General features: G+C 63.7%; 13 protein-coding genes. 9 read left to right on the top strand and 4 right to left on the bottom strand.

The window, feature by feature from the left end; all coding sequences use genetic code 11:
- Positions 1–304: 304 nt before the first annotated feature.
- Positions 305–1,174, top strand: coding sequence for a DUF2242 domain-containing protein (locus tag IAE40_RS18105; RefSeq protein WP_200603644.1), 870 nt, complete (start codon positions 305–307; stop codon positions 1,172–1,174).
- A gap of 238 nt (positions 1,175–1,412) precedes the next feature.
- Here the strand turns inward: IAE40_RS18105 and IAE40_RS18100 are convergent, their stop codons facing one another.
- Both IAE40_RS18100 and IAE40_RS18095 read right to left on the bottom strand, forming a co-directional pair.
- Positions 1,413–2,453, bottom strand: a complete 1,041-nt coding sequence (locus tag IAE40_RS18100; protein WP_200603643.1) for an AraC family transcriptional regulator — start codon at positions 2,451–2,453, stop codon at positions 1,413–1,415.
- 4 nt (positions 2,454–2,457) lie between these two features.
- Entirely contained in the window at positions 2,458–3,576 is a 1,119-nt protein-coding gene (locus IAE40_RS18095; RefSeq protein WP_153773420.1) for a nitrilase-related carbon-nitrogen hydrolase, read from the bottom strand.
- 186 nt (positions 3,577–3,762) lie between these two features.
- On the opposite strand from IAE40_RS18095, the gene IAE40_RS18090 reads away from it, so the two are divergent.
- The 3 genes from IAE40_RS18090 to IAE40_RS18080 all read left to right on the top strand — a co-directional run bounded on the left by IAE40_RS18090 (position 3,763) and on the right by IAE40_RS18080 (position 10,760).
- Positions 3,763–5,799: an oxidoreductase gene (locus tag IAE40_RS18090; protein ID WP_200603642.1), complete on the top strand. Its 2,037-nt coding sequence runs from the start codon at positions 3,763–3,765 to the stop codon at positions 5,797–5,799.
- A gap of 85 nt (positions 5,800–5,884) precedes the next feature.
- Positions 5,885–9,826 (top strand): dermonecrotic toxin domain-containing protein, encoded by a 3,942-nt coding sequence (locus IAE40_RS18085; protein WP_200603641.1) that lies wholly within the window; start codon positions 5,885–5,887, stop codon positions 9,824–9,826.
- Between the two features lie 34 nt (positions 9,827–9,860).
- Positions 9,861–10,760 carry a 1-aminocyclopropane-1-carboxylate deaminase/D-cysteine desulfhydrase gene (locus IAE40_RS18080; protein ID WP_197889832.1) on the top strand — a complete coding sequence of 300 codons (900 nt, stop codon included), beginning with the start codon at positions 9,861–9,863 and terminating at the stop codon, positions 10,758–10,760.
- Here IAE40_RS18080 and IAE40_RS18075 read toward each other — a convergent pair.
- Complete coding sequence (locus IAE40_RS18075) at positions 10,751–11,296, bottom strand: cytochrome b (RefSeq protein WP_054893117.1); 546 nt, start codon at positions 11,294–11,296, stop codon at positions 10,751–10,753. The genes IAE40_RS18080 and IAE40_RS18075 overlap by 10 nt on opposite strands.
- Before the next feature lie 151 nt (positions 11,297–11,447).
- Positions 11,448–12,437 carry a DUF1853 family protein gene (locus tag IAE40_RS18070; protein WP_200603646.1) on the bottom strand — a complete coding sequence of 330 codons (990 nt, stop codon included), beginning with the start codon at positions 12,435–12,437 and terminating at the stop codon, positions 11,448–11,450.
- 43 nt (positions 12,438–12,480) lie between these two features.
- On the opposite strand from IAE40_RS18070, the gene IAE40_RS18065 reads away from it, so the two are divergent.
- The 5 genes from IAE40_RS18065 to IAE40_RS18045 are packed head-to-tail and all read left to right on the top strand — an operon-like array spanning position 12,481 to position 16,319.
- Entirely contained in the window at positions 12,481–13,371 is an 891-nt protein-coding gene (locus IAE40_RS18065) for an NAD(+) kinase (RefSeq protein WP_054893119.1), read from the top strand.
- Positions 13,368–14,342 (top strand): metallophosphoesterase, encoded by a 975-nt coding sequence (locus tag IAE40_RS18060; RefSeq protein WP_178117541.1) that lies wholly within the window; start codon positions 13,368–13,370, stop codon positions 14,340–14,342. Before IAE40_RS18065 ends, IAE40_RS18060 begins: the two co-directional genes overlap by 4 nt.
- The gene (locus IAE40_RS18055; protein WP_200603640.1) at positions 14,339–15,217 is read left to right on the top strand and encodes a rhomboid family intramembrane serine protease; all 879 of its coding nucleotides are present in this window, start codon (positions 14,339–14,341) and stop codon (positions 15,215–15,217) included. The genes IAE40_RS18060 and IAE40_RS18055 overlap by 4 nt, the downstream gene beginning before the upstream one ends.
- Before the next feature lie 14 nt (positions 15,218–15,231).
- Complete coding sequence (locus IAE40_RS18050) at positions 15,232–15,492, top strand: YeaC family protein (protein ID WP_054893122.1); 261 nt, start codon at positions 15,232–15,234, stop codon at positions 15,490–15,492.
- Positions 15,489–16,319, top strand: coding sequence for a DUF2797 domain-containing protein (locus tag IAE40_RS18045; protein ID WP_063543897.1), 831 nt, complete (start codon positions 15,489–15,491; stop codon positions 16,317–16,319). Before IAE40_RS18050 ends, IAE40_RS18045 begins: the two co-directional genes overlap by 4 nt.
- Positions 16,320–16,321: the final 2 nt, after the last annotated feature.

Genomic DNA, 16,321 nt, shown 5'->3' with positions numbered 1-16,321 from the left:
CCTGTCACGCCGGGGGTCGCGGGTTCGAGTCCCGTCCGCTGCGCCATATTCGCTCCGAGGTCACTGAACCCCTCGAGGCACAAAGAAAGCGACCTTAGGGTCGCTTTTTTTTGTTTCTGTGGCCTGGTAAATGGCTAGTGCCGACCTTGGTATCAATCGCCAGTGCGGTTAGACATCTGCGTGGAGCTGACGGGGTCACTCCGAACATTTACCTGATGCTGACAGACTCTTCACCGACCAGCGGTTTCAGCGACCCAGCGATGTGTTGCACAATAGGCACCATTCGTTCTTCCCGGAATTGACAATGTCCAGATCTACCGTCTCTGTAGCGCTCGGGCTGGCCCTGGTGCTGGCGGGTGTTTCCGGCTGTTCCTCGAAAAAGGCAGCGATCTACGAACACGAGAACTTCGACGACTCGGGGACGTTCTCGCGCAGCTTCCAGGTCAGCGATGCCGGGTCGTGCGAAGCCGCGCGCCGGGCATTGCTGAGCCAGGGCTATATCATCACCAGCAGTGACGCGAGCCAGGTGGCGGGCAACAAGAGCTTCCAGCAGAACGCCGAGAACCACCTGCAGATCAGCTTCAACATCACCTGCGCCCCCGACAGCAGCGACGATCAGCGTTCGACGATCTTTGCCAACGCCCTGCAGGATCGCTACACCCTGAAAAAATCCAACACCTCGGCCAGCCTCGGTGTAGGCATCCTCGGCTCGGTGTCGATGCCGATCGGCTCCACCGACGACTCCATGGTCAAGGTGGCCAGCGAAACCGTGACTTCGCCGCAGTTCTACGAGCGTTATTTCGCGCTGGTCGAAAGCTACCTGCCAAAACCGAAGAAGCAGAAAAAGGCCGGCCCTCAGGTGGAGGCGCCCAAGCCTGAAAAACCGGCGCAGGAGTTGGGCTTGCCCGAGCCTGCGGCATTGGCCCCGGCCGCACAGCCAGCGGCGGTACCGGTGTCTGGCAGCGCGCCGCAGGTCGAGCCGGCAGCGCCGGTGACTCCTTCGGAGCACGCGCCATCGCCGACCGCTGCAGCACCGGCCGCCAGCGAGGCGCCCGCGGCGCCAGTGGTCGACGATAGCCAGGGCTCCCAGCCTATCGCGCCGCCGGTCGAAGCTGCGCCGATCCAGGTGCAGCAAGCGGCACCCACCGGCAAGTCGGTACCTTCGTCACTCTAGGGAAATGCTTCATCTGCTGTTACACACGTACTGCGGTTAACGACCTGAACGCCTGCTACGTTTATTCCTCATGGGGATGTCATGATTCCTTCATCCGGCCCGCTTAGCTTGATGGCCAGACCCATGAAAAAATGAATGCAAGAGGACGCAGGCCAATGGACGACTATCAGGAAGAACTTCTCGAATTCCAGGCATACGAACTGGATACCCCGGAGCCGGCGGAAGACGCCACCGAGCTCTAGCCTACTTGCCGCTGATGGCGGCGAAACTCCCCCGGTGTCAGCCTCGTCCAGCGCTTGAATGCGCGCTGGAAGGCTTCGGCCGATGCAAATCCCAGCAGATAGGCGATTTCACCGAAGGCCAGCTCCGTGTCGCGGATGTAGGTTTCGGCGAGGTCGCGTCGGGTGTCATTGAGCAGGCCGCGAAAGCTCGAGCCTTCCTCGGCCAGCTTGCGACGCAAGGTCCAGGTGGGCAATTGCAGGTGGCGTGACACTTCCTCCAGGTCAGGCTCCCGTCCGCCGTTGAGCAATGGGCCGAGCAGATGTGTGATGCGCTCGCCCAGGCTACGCACACGCGTGCGCTGGGTCAGCTCCGCCTCGCACAGTTGCAGCAGGTGCTGCCAGGTGCTGGGGCAGTGGTGTGGGTTGCCCAGCGCGAGCGCGGCCTGGCCGAGGCGCAGCTGGTTGCTGGCGGCACCGAACTGCACGGGCGTGCTGCACAACGGTTGGTACAGGGTACTGTAGGCGGGCGCCTCGAACTCGATTTCCATGCGTTCGGCCAGCAGCGGCGTGCCAGCCAGCCCTGACAACTGTGCCAGCCAGCCGGCCAGCAGCGAATCGACCACGAAGCGGTTGTAGGTGTTGTACGGGCTGATCGAATAAAAGCGCAGCCAGGCCCCTTGGGCGTCTTCGATGAACGCCGAGCTGCCACGATAGTTGGCAGCGTACAGCGGCTCATAGCGCAGCAGGGTACGCGCGGCCTCACGCACGTTCGGGGCTTGCGCTGCCGTCACGCCTGCCAGGCCGGCCTGGGCCAGGCGGCTCAGGCGTCCCATGCGCAGCCCAAGGGCGGGCTCGGTACTGAGCTCGATGGCTGCGTGCCCCAGGTGCATGTAGCGGGGAATCGACAGGCGGGCACCGGCTTCGTTCATGCGCATGGCATCCAGCCCATAACGTTGCAGCAGCGGTGCCGGGTCATATCCGAGCTCCTGCAGGGCTTCGGTCAGGGGCTGGACGAAACCTACCGAGAGGTCACCCAGGCGCACGCGTGGCTGGCGCATGCCCTTACAGCCAGAGGTTCAGCAGGCGGGCACCCTGGCTGGGATTGCCAGCCAGTTGCGCGCCCGCCTGGTTGGCAAAGCCCTGGCCGTCGCTGCCCAGCTCCCAGAACTGGCCGCGCAGGAAGACACTGATGCTTGGCAGCTTGGGGTTGGCGGCCAGGATCAGTTGACGCCAAGCCGCCTCTTCACTGACTTCGCCCTTGCTCAGCGGCAACTGGTTGGCAGCCTGTTGGTGGCGGTTGCCGCGCCAGGGTTCCTGCCAACTTCCCTTGCCACTGAGAAACACCGGATTGGCGATCAGTTGCACCGACTGGTGAGCCAACAGTTCATGGTTGCGCGGATACCAGCTGTCGCTGCCCACCAGTACACCCAGGCGCCCCGCCGGGGTCTGCACGACCTGCAGCGGCTTGGCCTGGCCATCTTGAATGAAACGACGGACCTCGCTATCGGCGTATTGCTGCAACTGCGGCTGGCCAAGCGGTGTGCCATCGCTGGCGAACACCAGGCTGCTGTTGAACAGGGGGCCTTTGCCGACGTGCAACTGGCCCTCCTCGACATAGGGCGACGGCAGCACGATGGAGCCGGCCACCAGGGTGACGCCGAACTCGCGGGCCAGGCCGCCAAACAGTTGCTGGTAGTCAGCGGCCATCTGCCGCGCCTTCATGCGCAGGTGCGCGTCGGAGCGGCGATCATCACCAGTGGCCGCCAGCATGGCCAGGCCGTAGCGCACGGGGTTGCTCAGCTCCAGCCACTGCCAGGCCTCGCGGAACTGGGTGACCTGGTACAGCTCCTTTTTCTCGCCGCGGGCCCAGAGCCAGGTGCCGATGTGCTCGGGTAGCACCACCACCGTTCGCGGGTTGACCAAGCCTTGGGCACGGGCCTGTTCCAGATAGGCCGAGAGCTTGCGGTGCAGGCGCCCGAGGTTCTGGTAGTCGCTGGGGTAGAGCAGCGGCTCGATGCCCAGCAGGTTGCCGTGCTCGCCGGGTACGCCCTGGTTGAGCGCCAGTTCGATGCGCAAATCGGACAGGTAATGACCTTCCGGGCGCTGTTGGGTCCAGAAGCCATAGCTGAACAGGGCGGCGATCATCACCAGCGCCAGGGCGCTTGCAAGGAGTTTGCGCATGAAGCGGTACGGCATCTTGAGGCCAAGGGTGCTCTAGGGTAGTCCCGCTGTGCAGCAGGATCAATAAGTTGTCAGTTTCGATCATTGAGCCAGTTCAAACGCCTGTTTAATGTCGACGGCAGACAAACGACGGGGCCCGTGTGAGGCACCCGCATTTCGTGATCACGCCTCATCAGGAGTCCCTCCATGGCTGCCGAACGTTACCCACACCTGTTGGCCCCGCTCGATCTGGGCTTCACCACCCTGCGTAACCGCACCCTGATGGGCTCCATGCACACCGGTCTCGAAGAGCGCCCGGGTGGCTTCGAGCGGATGGCCGCCTACTTTGCCGAACGTGCCCGTGGCGGGGTGGGCCTGATGGTGACCGGCGGTATTGCGCCGAATGACGAGGGTGGCGTGTACTCCGGTGCGGCCAAGCTCAGCACCGACGAAGAAGCCGATAAGCATCGGATCGTCACCGAGGCTGTGCACGCGGCTGGGGGCAAGATCTGCCTGCAGATCCTGCATGCCGGTCGCTACGCCTACAGCCCCCGGCAGGTGGCGCCCAGTGCCATCCAGGCACCGATCAACCCGTTCAAGCCCAAGGAGCTGGACGAGGCGGGCATCCAGAAGCAGATCGATGACTTTGTGAACTGTTCGGTACTGGCCCAGCGTGCCGGCTACGACGGCGTCGAGATCATGGGTTCGGAAGGCTACTTCATCAACCAGTTCCTCGCCGCGCACACCAACCACCGCACCGACCGCTGGGGTGGCAGCTACGAGAACCGCATGCGTCTAGCGGTAGAGATCGTCGGACGCGTACGTGAAGCGGTGGGCCGTGAGTTCATCATCATCTTCCGCCTGTCGATGCTCGATCTGGTCGAGGGTGGCAGCAACTGGGACGAGATCGTGCAGTTGGCCAAGGCTATCGAGCAGGCGGGCGCCACCTTGATCAACACTGGCATCGGCTGGCACGAAGCGCGCATCCCGACCATCGCGACCAAGGTGCCGCGCGCAGCGTTCAGCAAGGTAACCGCCAAGCTGCGCGGCGCAGTGCAGATTCCGCTGATCACCACCAACCGCATCAACACGCCGGAAGTGGCCGAAGCCGTGTTGGCCGAAGGCGATGCCGACATGGTATCGATGGCCCGGCCCTTCCTCGCCGACCCTGACTTCGTCAACAAGGCTGCCGAGGGCCGCGCGGACGAGATCAACACCTGCATCGGCTGCAACCAGGCCTGTCTGGACCACACCTTCGGCGGCAAGCTGACCAGTTGCCTGGTGAACCCGCGTGCCTGCCACGAGACCGAGCTCAACTACCTGCCCGTACGTGCGGTGAAACGCATCGCCGTGGTCGGTGCAGGGCCTGCTGGCCTCGCTGCGGCGACGGTCGCCGCCGAGCGTGGGCACGAGGTGACCCTGTTCGATGCCAGCGCCGAGATGGGTGGGCAGTTCAATGTGGCCAAGCGTGTACCGGGCAAGGAAGAGTTCTTCGAGACCCTGCGCTACTTCGCCAACAAAGTGAAGAACAGCGGCGTGACGCTGCGCCTGGACACCCGTGTCGGTGTCGACGAACTGGCGGCGGGCGGCTTCGACGAGATTATCCTGGCTACCGGGATCACCCCACGTACGCCAACCATCCCCGGGGTCGAGCATGCCAAGGTTCTGAGCTACCTTGATGTGCTGCTCGAGCGCAAGCCAGTAGGTGAGCGGGTTGCCGTGATCGGCGCCGGTGGTATCGGGTTTGACGTCAGCGAGTACCTGGTGCACAAGGGCATCGCCACCAGCCAGGATCGCGCTGCGTTCTGGAAGGAGTGGGGTATCGATGCCAGCCTTGAAGCCCGCGGCGGTATCGCGGGGGTCAAGCCTGAACCCCATGCCCCGGCACGCCAGGTCTATCTGTTGCAGCGCAAGAAGACCAAGGTCGGCGACGGCCTGGGCAAGACCACTGGCTGGATTCACCGTACGGGTCTCAAGAACAAACAGGTACAGATGCTCAACAGCGTCGATTACCTGAAGATCGATGATGCGGGCCTGCATGTGCGCATTGGCGAAGGCGAACCGCAGGTGCTGGCGGTGGACAACGTGGTGATCTGCGCCGGGCAGGAGCCGCAGCGCGAGCTGTATGAAGGGCTGCTGGCCAAGGGGCAATCGGTGCACCTGATCGGTGGTGCGGATGTCGCTGCCGAGCTCGATGCCAAGCGTGCGATCAACCAGGGATCGCGTCTGGCAGCGGAGCTCTAGGAAGACCGAACTGCAAATACATACTTAGCACCGACTGTCCGCCTGGTGGCGGCAACCTCTCGATTTTTCAAAAGAGATTGCCGCCATGACCCATCCCCCGCAACCCCAGCCGCTTGCCGCCGAACTGCCGGATCAATTCCCGCAAACCGATGCCCTGCCCACGCTCGGCGCGTCGGCCCTTGCGCTGTTCGAGGCACAGTTGCCGGGCCTGCTGGCGCGTGCCCCCTACCTGTTGCAATTCATCGACGACGAGGGCTCCGAGGAGCGTACGGTCACCCATGGCCACACCCTGAAGAGCCTGGTCGAGTCCGCACGCCTGGGGCAGACTACGGCTGATCTCTTCGACCCGGCACAGGCGGTGCTGTCGTCGAGCGCCAGTTCGCTGGCCGAAGCCGACCTGATTGCGGACGTGACCCTGGATCAGGTGCACGACGCCTTGAAGCTTATAGACGCCAAGACGGTGCTCAGCCGCTTCGAGGTCGATGCGCAAACCTACTGGGAGGTTCCCGCGCAGCTGTCGTTGGCCCCTCGGCAACTGGCCATGGAGCAGGAGGTGCGCGCGAGCCTGGCGGATGATGTGCAACTGCTGGAGAGCGTCGGAACGCTCACTGCCCAAGCCAGGGCGCTGATCGAAGACATCGTCGCCCACCCCCGTTTCTCCGACCGCAGCGTGCCAAGAGGTGTCTATGACCTGACGGTGCGCACCGGTGGAAGCTCGAAGTCCTTCTCTTTGCCAGGCATGCTGGTCCTCAGCGAAATCCCGGCCGGCTACGACCCGGCACTGTCCTACGTTACCGAGCGGCAGGCTCTGACCGGCGAAGCTGTGCTGTATTGCAGCGGGCACTTCGGTTTCATCCGTCGTCACGACAACCTCCAGGCCACCCTGGATGGGGTGCGCAAGGCATTGTTGGAGGATCGCGCCTGGGGCTTGGCCTTGTTGATGCGCCTGGCACCGGAGGCGCAGCAGGCGTTGCTGGAAGAATGGGAGCGCGAAGACGCAAGCTTCGAAGTGAGAGCCGGGGTGATCGAGGGCAATCCGTTCGAGCACCTGGCCAGACAGCAGTGTGAGGCCTGGCGTGCGAGCGCGACCTGCGAGCAGCGCGGTGTATGGGATGATCGTATCGGCCTGGATGTATCGCGTGCACGTTCCACGCAGGTGCTGGTGGCGTTCGAGGCCGAACGCCAGTCGTTGCGGGCGCAACTACCAGATGGTCTGCGCAACCTTGGCCAAGCGCAGCAAGACATGCTGGATGGCCTGTTGCTGGACATTGCCCAGCAGCAGAGCCTCGCCGAGGACTATTGGCAGCAGTTACCCGCTTTCGAGGATTTCGCCCGTGATCGGATTCGCACCGAATTGCGCAAGGACGGGCAGGATTTGGACCCCCGTGCTGTCACCGTCGAGATCGACGTCGTCGAATACAGCCCCGAATTGCCAGAGTCGGAACTTGCGCCGGGCGTCACTCCTGATCCTGGACAGGCGCAAAGCGTGCAGAGCGAGTGCTCGTTGCTCGAATACATCGCCATGCGCATGGATGCCAGGGCCGACGCCAGTTGGACGGTCGAATTCAGTGGCGTTACTCAGGCTCAGTCACGCTATCTTTCCAGTACTCGGCTGGGCAGCCTGATCCAGCGGCTGGACCTGCAGGCGCACTATCTACAAGCAATCAGCGACGCGTTGAAGACACCTTCCGATGGCGAAACCAAGGGCCTGCACCAGCGGCGCCACGATGCTGCGACAAGCCTGTTCGAGAAACGTCTGCGGCTCGATGCGTTCCTGGCGCATGCTACCGGTAACCTTGACGATTCCGGGTATCAGGCTGTCCAGGACATTCTGGATCATCCATCGCCGGACCAGCGGCCTATACGCGAAGGGCAGCGTGCCGAGTTGCAGTGGCTCACGCTGGGTGGCAACTCTCTGCGTGACGTGCTGATCTTCCATGAAGTGGGTGAGTCGTCACTGATCTGCTATACACCCGGCCATCCATCTGGCAAGCCGTTCAGGCGTCACAGCTCTCGCAGTGCGCTGCGCAGCGTGCTGGCCCAGGAGCTCGAAGGTCTCCAACGGATGTCCCCGTGGCCTGCAAGCACTGAGTACTGGGTGTCGCGGTTCGGCCGTCATCAGCTCGGGGCCGCCTTGCCTCTGTTGCTCCGCATCGCTGATGGCAAGGCCGGTGCAGAGCTGGCGACGCAAACCCTCAACCAACCGATAGGCAAGGCAATTTTCAATTATCGCATCGCTTATCTGCTGGCCGAAGGTAACAGCCTGGCGGTTTCCGATGCCGAGTTGCGGCTGGAGCGTGGCCTGGATATCGCTGTCACCGTGTTCCGCGTGCTGAGCGCGCTGATTCCTGCGCGGGTCATGACCGTGCTCGACCTGGCAGAGCTTGGCTACTACATGTTCAACAGCTATGCGGCGCTGGCCAGCGGGCAGCGCGAGCAGGCCGGAACCTATGCCCTCGAGGCCTTGACCAGCCTGAGCGGCCTGGCTAATGCAAAGTTCTACCGGTTCAAGGCTCCCGCTGCTTCGGGAGTGCCGCTGCGACTGGTGAGCGGCAGCGGTGTACGGTCGGTCGTCGCGATCGACGAAGTGCCCAAGCCTCAGGGCGCGCCCTTTGTCATTTCTCACGGCCTGCGCAGTGGGTTACTGGTCTTCGATGGCCGGTTGAACGTGTCTTTGCAGGGCCGTTACTACCCCGTCTACGAAGTGCGTGACCCGCTGCAACGCACTTCGACTTTTTATATCGGATCAGGCGACGGGGTTCAAAGCCGCTCGTTGTTTTCCAATCCCGATCCAAGAATCGAACGTGATCCACGTACAGGCGATTGGCTGATCGTGCGCCGCCCGGGGTTGCTGGGCGGAATGGATCAACCGCTGCCGGTTCGGCCAATGCCGCTGAAGGTGATGCGTGGCGTCCGAGAAAGCGCCAATAGCAGTGGCAGGACTTTCCGGATCATGGACGGCACCCAGGAGGTGGAGGTGCTGTTCGATCTGGATTATTGCTGCTGGTACTCATCTTCCAAAGGTCGTTATTACCGGCGGGATGAGCAGACGAATACCTATCTGGGCGCCGTCGACCCTGGCCCTGCGGCTTCTCGATTGGAGCGCCAGCAAGCGCGCCTGGAACTGGAGTGTCTCCAGCGGCCGGTGTTGCCAGAGCTGCCGCCGAGCAGTGGGCTGGAGCTGCTACCGAAGGTTATCCACCAGATCTGGATCGGCAGCGCAGACAGTCTGATTGCGTCTCACGACTCCACGCTCAAGGGCAACATCGAGATGGCACGGGCCGGCGGTTATCAGTTGCATCTGCATTTTCTAGGCCGCAGCGGATGGGGGGTGAACAATGCGTTGCAGCTGCGCAAGCTACGCTCGCGCTACCCAGGAGCAACCTGCACGTCCTTGAAGGGAGACGCGTTCTTCAAGGATTTCGAGGAGGGTCCGCAGGGTGAGGTGTTCAAGTTCTTCCTGCGGCCGGAAACCCGCAACTATGCGGCGGCCTGCGACGCCTTGCGCTACAAGTTGATAGATGAGTTGGGCGGGGTGTACATGGACATGGACGATGTGCTGCTCCGCCCGCTGCCTCAGTTGGCATTGCGCCCTGGGCAACTGGCGGTGGGCGGGGTGGTGAGCAACGCGACCCTGATGCTCAACGGCCCCAACAACAGTCATTTCGCCTCGCTCAAGGGCAATCCATTGCTCGATGCGGTGTTGCGGGAAATGTCCCAGCGTTTCAGCGCTAGTCGCAAGCTTGGGCATCGTCCGAAGTTTTCCGATCCTGGTTTCACCGAGTACATGCGTGAGGTATCACGGGTGACTGGCCCTGGTCTGCTCAATACGATGCGGCACAGCGCCAGCGCGATCGAGAAGGCCTTGACCGAGGCGAAGCTGTATATCTTCCACTCGCAGGACAACGGCGTACGTCCCGAGCGCGCGGTATTTGAATGGGTGAAGCGCGTTTCCGCGCTGCTGACGCCACTGGAAGACTACATCAATGTCGGCAATGCCCACAGCTGGAAGACGGGGCGCCGTTGACCTGCTAACGTGCGGGCTTTTCGGGGTGCTATAGATGTTCGATGGACTTTCCGGCTCCACCGCCGCGCCCCTGCAAAGCCTGCACCTGCCCTGGTTGGCGCACGCTGATGTGGCGTGCGCGGTGTTGCGTCTGGACCTGATCGACCCACTGGTCAGTGGCAACAAGTGGTTCAAGCTGCAGCACCACCTGCGTGCTGCCCGGAAGGCCAACGCACCTGGCCTGATCAGTCTGGGCGGCAACCATTCCAATCATTTGCACGCCTTGGCCGCTGCGGGCAGGCGCTTCGGCTTCGCCACCGCCGGGTTGTTGCGAGGCCAGCGGCAAGACACCCCGACCGTCCGTGATCTGGAAGCGCTGGGCATGACCTTGCACTGGTTGGGCTACGGTGGTTATCGGGCGCGCCACGCGCCAGGCTTCTGGCAACCCTGGCAGGCGCGTTATCCCGGCTGGCATTGCATCCCCGAAGGTGGGGGCGGTATGGAAGGTGCCTTGGGATGTGGGCAGATCGTCGAGCAGGCGCGAGCGCAATTGGCGTCGATCGGTTGGGATGATTACCACGCCTGGTGGCTGGCGGTGGGCACCGGCACCACGCTGGCAGGCCTGGTACTGGCCGAGCAGGGCGCGCATCCGGTGCATGGCGCCTTGGCGGTGCCGCGCGATCATGGTGTGGAGCAGGGCATTGCGCAACTGGCGGGTACAGCGGGCTATTGCCTGTACGATGCCTGCCGCGGCGGATTCGCCCGGCGCGATGACGCGTTGCTGGCATTCATCGCAGACAGCGAGCGGTACAGCGGTCTGCCACTCGAAGCGCTCTACACAGGGAAGGCACTGTTGGCCCTGCGTGAGCAGGTCGAGGCCGGGCGATTTTCACCCGGCACCCGCCTGATCTTCGTTCATACCGGTGGCCTGCAGGGGCGGCGCGGCTACTTGTAAGGCAGCATGCGCAGCAGTGTGTTGTCCCGGCGTACGTAGTGGTGGTACAGCCCGGCAACGGCATGCAGCCCGATCAGCCAGTAGCCCCAGGTGCCGATGCGTTCATGCCAGCCCTTGATGAACTTTGCCTGGTCCGGATCCTGGCCGATCAGTGCAGGCAGCTCCAGCCCAAAGAATGGTATTGGCTTGCCCGCAGCGCTGAGGATCAGCCAGCCGGCCAGTGGCATGCCGATCATCAGCAGGTACAACAGCACGTGGACCAGATGGGAGAGGCCGGTCTGCCAGGCGGGTGGCTTGGGCACGATAGGCGGTGTCGGGCGCGCCAGGCGCATGGCCAGGCGAAGCCATACCAGCACGAACACGGTGAGGCCGAGCATGAAGTGCAGGCTCTTCATCAGGTCGCGCTCGGCGCTGTCCTTGGGGAACAGGCCGCGCAGCTCGATGCAGGCATAGACGGCGGCGAGCAGCACCAGCATCAGCCAGTGCAAGGTGATGGACAGGCGCGCGTAGTGTGGCGCGGGAGTGGATGAAACCATGGTCGGTCCTCGTCATCAGGTTGGATGGGCGCTCTTGCTGGCGCCTGATGTGGACTTTAGCGCGTCGATTGGTAATTTTTCGTTGTTTCAGGTCGGTTGTTTCGATGATTTTTGGGCTCGGAACGGCATCTTCTCGAGCACTGGTCCTGGGTCATCCCGACAAGTGTGGCCAGCTGTCACTCACCAGAAACACTCGCTCCGCCTCTTGCCAGGCGCCTTCGCCATCCTCCTCCAACCTCACCAGCAATTGTGCCGCGGCTCCTTCCTCCAGGCGCCACAGCCAGGCTGCAAAACCCGCCGCCCCCCAGTGATCCCCAGCCTCGACCCGTGCAGGTGCCAGCCAGGCATGGCGTTGCAGCGGTTGCCAGAGTGCCATCGGATGAGCGCTGGCATACTGCGCCCACTCGCGTCGATGCAGCCATCGCCCGCGCAGGTGCGCAGGGTTGGCCCCGAAGGGGGCCGTGAGTTGCCCTGGCCATGGATGGAAAAGATAGCCACCCAGCCACAGGTGCGACTGCACATCGCCCACCTGCAGCTGATTCAGGACTTCCCGGCTTTCGGCCCGAGCCGAGATCGGCAACTGATGTGCGACCAGGTGCGCCAGCTTGCTGCCCAGGCGGTCGTGGCAGCCTGGCCCCAGCCACTGCGCCGGGTCATGGGCATCAGACTGATCCGGCCCGAGGTAAAGCTTGATCGCCAGTTCCAGGTGATGGTCGCCCGTGCGATCGCGCAGCAGGATATCCAGCTCACCCAAGGTTTGCCCGCCCCGGCGGATTGCCAGGTTGGCGGCCAGCAGCTCGACACCGGGTGCCTGTTGCAGGGCGAACTGCCAGAGGCTTTCGTAGTACAGCCCTAACCGCCGGCTGGTGAGGTGCGCCAGCCACGTCTGCAAGGGCTGCGCATCATGGTCGAGAGCCAGCAGCCAGTCGCGTAACCGCCCCGGATCGTCCGCCCAGCCGCTGGCCGCCAGCGGATGGCGTTGCGGGCAGGGCGGTTCGCTCAGCAGCGGCGGCGACAGCAGCGTCCACGCCAGATCACGCACGGCAGGGTGGCGGAGCTGGCGGGGCAGGGCATGGAGGTCGGTGAAGGGTGTCATCCTGCGAGCATAGCCGGTTTGCCGCTGGCCGGTCGTTTCGCCCATAATCCAGGCATTGTCACCCGCCGCAGAGCCTTGCAGGAGCCCCATGGAGCAATTTCGCAATATCGGTATCATCGGACGCCTCGGCAGCTCGCAGGTGCTCGACACCATTCGCCGACTGAAGAAGTTCCTGCTCGAGCGCCACCTGCACGTGATCCTCGAGGACACTATCGCCGAAGTGCTGCCCGGCCACGGCCTGCAGACCTCCACGCGCAAGCTGCTGGGCGAGGTCTGCGACCTGGTCATCGTCGTCGGTGGCGACGGCAGTTTGTTGGGCGCCGCCCGAGCGCTGGCCCGGCATAACATCCCGGTGCTGGGCATCAACCGCGGCAACCTCGGCTTTCTCACCGACATTCGCCCCGACGAGCTGGAAACCAAGGTCGCCGAGGTGCTCGACGGCCACTACCTGGTCGAGAACCGCTTCCTGCTGCAGGCCGAGGTTCGCCGCCACAACGAGGCCATTGGCCAGGGCGACGCGCTCAACGATGTGGTGCTGCACCCAGGCAAGTCGACGCGGATGATCGAGTTCGAGATCTACATCGACGGCCAGTTCGTCTGCAGCCAGAAGGCCGACGGCCTGATCGTCGCCACGCCCACGGGGTCCACCGCCTACGCGCTGTCTGCCGGCGGCCCGATCATGCACCCCAAGCTCGATGCCATCGTCATCGTGCCGATGTACCCGCACACCCTGTCTGGCCGGCCGATCGTGGTCGATGGCAACAGCGAGCTGAAGATCGTGGTCGCCAAGGACCTGCAGATCTACCCACAGGTCTCCTGTGACGGGCAGAACCACTTCACCTGCGCTCCAGGCGACACCATCACGGTGAGCAAGAAGCCACAGAAGCTGCGCCTGATCCATCCGCTGGATCATAACTACTACGAAGTCTGCCGCACCAAGCTTGGCTGGGGCAGTCGCCTGGGGGGCAGGGACGACTGATGCTCGATCCGGCACGCAGTTTCGACATCATCGGCGACGTTCACGGTTGTGCGTTGACCCTCGAACGCCTGCTCGACACCCTTGGCTACACGCGCACGGGCGGTGTCTGGCGCCATCCGCGGCGCCAGGCGCTGTTCCTCGGCGACATCGTCGACCGTGGCCCGCGCATCCGCGAGGCGCTGCATATCGTCCACGACATGGTCGAAGCCGGCCAGGCCCACTGCATCATGGGCAATCACGAGTACAACGCCCTGGGCTGGGTCACGCCGGCGCTCCCCGGCAGCGGCAAGGCCTTCGTGCGTGAGCACACGCCGCGTCATGCCCGCCTGATCGACGAGACCCTCACCCAGTTCGCCCAGCATCCCGGCGACTGGCATGATTTCATCCAGTGGTTCTACACCCTGCCGCTGTTCGTCGACGCCGGGCGTTTCCGTCTGGTGCATGCCTGCTGGGATCATCAACTGATCGCACAGCTGCGCGCCCAGTACCCGGACGGCCGTATCGACGAACACTTCGTGCAGGCCTCGGCGGTGTCGGGAAGCTTCGCCTCGACCGTGTGCAACCGCCTGCTGCGCGGCACCGACATGCGCCTGCCGGACGGCCTCACGCTGACCGGCGGCGACGGTCTGACCCGCGCCTTCTTCCGCACCAAGTTCTGGGAAGAAGACCCACAAACCTATGGCGACATCGTGTTCCAACCTGATGCGCTGCCCGAGGAAGTGGCCCGCGCGCCGCTCAGCCACAGCCAGAAGAACGCCCTGCTGCGTTATTCGGAGGATGAGCCACTGCTGTTCGTCGGCCATTACTGGCGCAGCGGCCACCCCGCGCCGATTCGCGCCAACCTGGCCTGCCTGGACTACAGCGCGGTGCTCTACGGCAAGCTGGCCGCCTACCGGCTGGACGACGAAACCCGCATCGACCCGCACAAGTTCGTCTGGGTCGATGTCGACCGACCGCAGGCCAGCCAATGAACGTGATCGAAGCGATGCGTCTGCCGCTGGGTGTCGACCTCAGTGGTTTCGTTGCCTTGTTGCGGCGCCTCGAGGTGCCGCACCGGGTGGTCGAGGAGGGCAGTGAGCAGGTGCTCTGGGTACCGCCGGCCATGGCCGCCCAGGTGCTTGACCTCTACCGGCGCTACCCTGACGGCAATGCCGATGTGGAGCCAGTCGTGGACGCAGGCTTGCCGGCGAGCGAGCCGGCCCGGCCCCCGCTAAAGGAACAGTTGCGCGCCTGCAAGGTTACCGCGGGGATGCTGCTGCTGTGCATGGCCGTCGTTGGCTTGACCGGCCTGGGCGAAAACCTCTCGACCCTGAGCTGGTTCACCTTCCAGGACTACCAGGTACAGGGCGACTACCTCTATTTCGTGCCGCTGGCCCAGGGCCTGGGCGAGGGCCAGTGGTGGCGCCTGGTGTCGCCCATGCTGCTGCACTTCGGCGTTCTGCACCTGGCCATGAACGGGCTGTGGTACTGGGAGCTGGGGCGGCGCATCGAATTGCGCCAGGGGCCCTGGGCGTTGCTGGCGCTGACCCTGGTGTTCAGCCTGGTGTCGAACCTGGCCCAGCATTTCATCGGCGGCCCGAACCTGTTCGGTGGGCTGTCCGGAGTGCTCTATGGCTTGCTCGGTTACCTCTGGCTCTACCAGTGGCTGGCGCCCACCCCATTGTTCAGCCTGCCCCGCGGCGTGCTGGTGATGATGCTCATCTGGCTGGTGATCTGCCTCAGTGGCGTGGTCGGCCAGCTCGGCTTCGGCCAGATCGCCAATGCCGCACACGTCGGCGGGCTGCTCATCGGATGCCTGACAGGCCTCTTGGGTGGACTGCTGGCCCGGCGTAAACTGTCGGCTTGATTTAGGAGACGCTCATGTCCACTTTCGCGCAAATGATCGAAAACATCACCCCCGAGATCTACCAGAGCCTGAAGACGGCGGTGGAAATCGGCAAATGGTCCGATGGCCGCAAGCTCACCGCCGAGCAGAAGGAGCTGTCGCTGCAGGCGGTGATTGCCTGGGAAATCCAGAACCTGCCCGAGGAAGAGCGCACCGGCTACATGGGGCCGCAGGAATGCGCCTCCAAGTCCGCGCCGATCCCCAACATCCTGTTCAAGTCGGACTCGGTACATTGATCGAACTCGCTCGTGGCTCCTTGAGCAAGATGGCGGTGCGTCTCGAAGCACCGGTCGTGCAGTACAGCTTTCGCCTCGGTGAGGAGCAGGTGCCGGTCAACCCGTTGATTGGCCAGTCGCTGCGTCTGGAATACCTCGGTGCGATCCACTGCACCCATTGCGGCAAGCGCACCAAGACCAGTTTCAGCCAGGGCTACTGCTACCCCTGCATGACCAAGCTGGCCCAGTGCGATGTGTGCATCATGGCCCCTGAACGCTGCCACTACGACGCCGGCACCTGCCGCGAGCCGTCGTGGGGCGAGCAGTTCTGCATGACCGACCATGTGGTGTACCTGGCCAACTCGTCGGGCATCAAGGTGGGCATTACCCGTGCCACGCAACTGCCCACTCGCTGGCTCGACCAGGGCGCCAGCCAGGCACTGCCGATCATGCGCGTGGCCACTCGCCAGCAGTCGGGCCTGGTCGAAGACCTGCTGCGCAGCCAGGTACCGGACCGCACCAACTGGCGCACCCTGCTCAAGGGCGATGCCGAGGTACTGGACCTGGTCGCGGTGCGCGAACAGATCTTCGATGCCTGCGCCGAAGGCCTGCGCGAGCTGCAAGGCCGCTTCGGCCTGCAGGCGATCCAACCGTTGCCCGACGCCGAAGTGGTCGAGATGCGCTACCCGGTCCAGGCCTACCCGAAGAAGATCGTCAGCTTCAACCTGGACAAGGACCCGGTGGTGGAAGGCACGCTGCTGGGCATCAAGGGCCAGTACCTGATCTTCGACACCGGCGTGATCAATATTCGCAAGTACACGGCCTACCAGCTGGCCGTGCTCCAGTAAAA

This window comes from Pseudomonas sp. S44 (assembly GCF_016624805.1).
GTDB lineage: Bacteria > Pseudomonadota > Gammaproteobacteria > Pseudomonadales > Pseudomonadaceae > Aquipseudomonas > Aquipseudomonas machongensis.
This window is presented reverse-complemented; position numbering and strand designations above follow the sequence as displayed.

What these genes read in the sequence shown, in the direction of transcription:
- IAE40_RS18105 (WP_200603644.1), top strand. Translation starts at nt 305, where the DNA reads ATGTCCAGATCTACCGTCTCTGTAGCGCTCGGGCTGGCCCTGGTGCTG.
- IAE40_RS18100 (WP_200603643.1), bottom strand. Translation starts at nt 2,453, where the DNA reads ATGCGCCAGCCACGCGTGCGCCTGGGTGACCTCTCGGTAGGTTTCGTC.
- IAE40_RS18095 (WP_153773420.1), bottom strand. Translation starts at nt 3,576, where the DNA reads ATGCGCAAACTCCTTGCAAGCGCCCTGGCGCTGGTGATGATCGCCGCC.
- IAE40_RS18090 (WP_200603642.1), top strand. Translation starts at nt 3,763, where the DNA reads ATGGCTGCCGAACGTTACCCACACCTGTTGGCCCCGCTCGATCTGGGC.
- IAE40_RS18085 (WP_200603641.1), top strand. Translation starts at nt 5,885, where the DNA reads ATGACCCATCCCCCGCAACCCCAGCCGCTTGCCGCCGAACTGCCGGAT.
- IAE40_RS18080 (WP_197889832.1), top strand. Translation starts at nt 9,861, where the DNA reads ATGTTCGATGGACTTTCCGGCTCCACCGCCGCGCCCCTGCAAAGCCTG.
- IAE40_RS18075 (WP_054893117.1), bottom strand. Translation starts at nt 11,296, where the DNA reads ATGGTTTCATCCACTCCCGCGCCACACTACGCGCGCCTGTCCATCACC.
- IAE40_RS18070 (WP_200603646.1), bottom strand. Translation starts at nt 12,437, where the DNA reads ATGGGCGAAACGACCGGCCAGCGGCAAACCGGCTATGCTCGCAGGATG.
- IAE40_RS18065 (WP_054893119.1), top strand. Translation starts at nt 12,481, where the DNA reads ATGGAGCAATTTCGCAATATCGGTATCATCGGACGCCTCGGCAGCTCG.
- IAE40_RS18055 (WP_200603640.1), top strand. Translation starts at nt 14,339, where the DNA reads ATGAACGTGATCGAAGCGATGCGTCTGCCGCTGGGTGTCGACCTCAGT.
- IAE40_RS18050 (WP_054893122.1), top strand. Translation starts at nt 15,232, where the DNA reads ATGTCCACTTTCGCGCAAATGATCGAAAACATCACCCCCGAGATCTAC.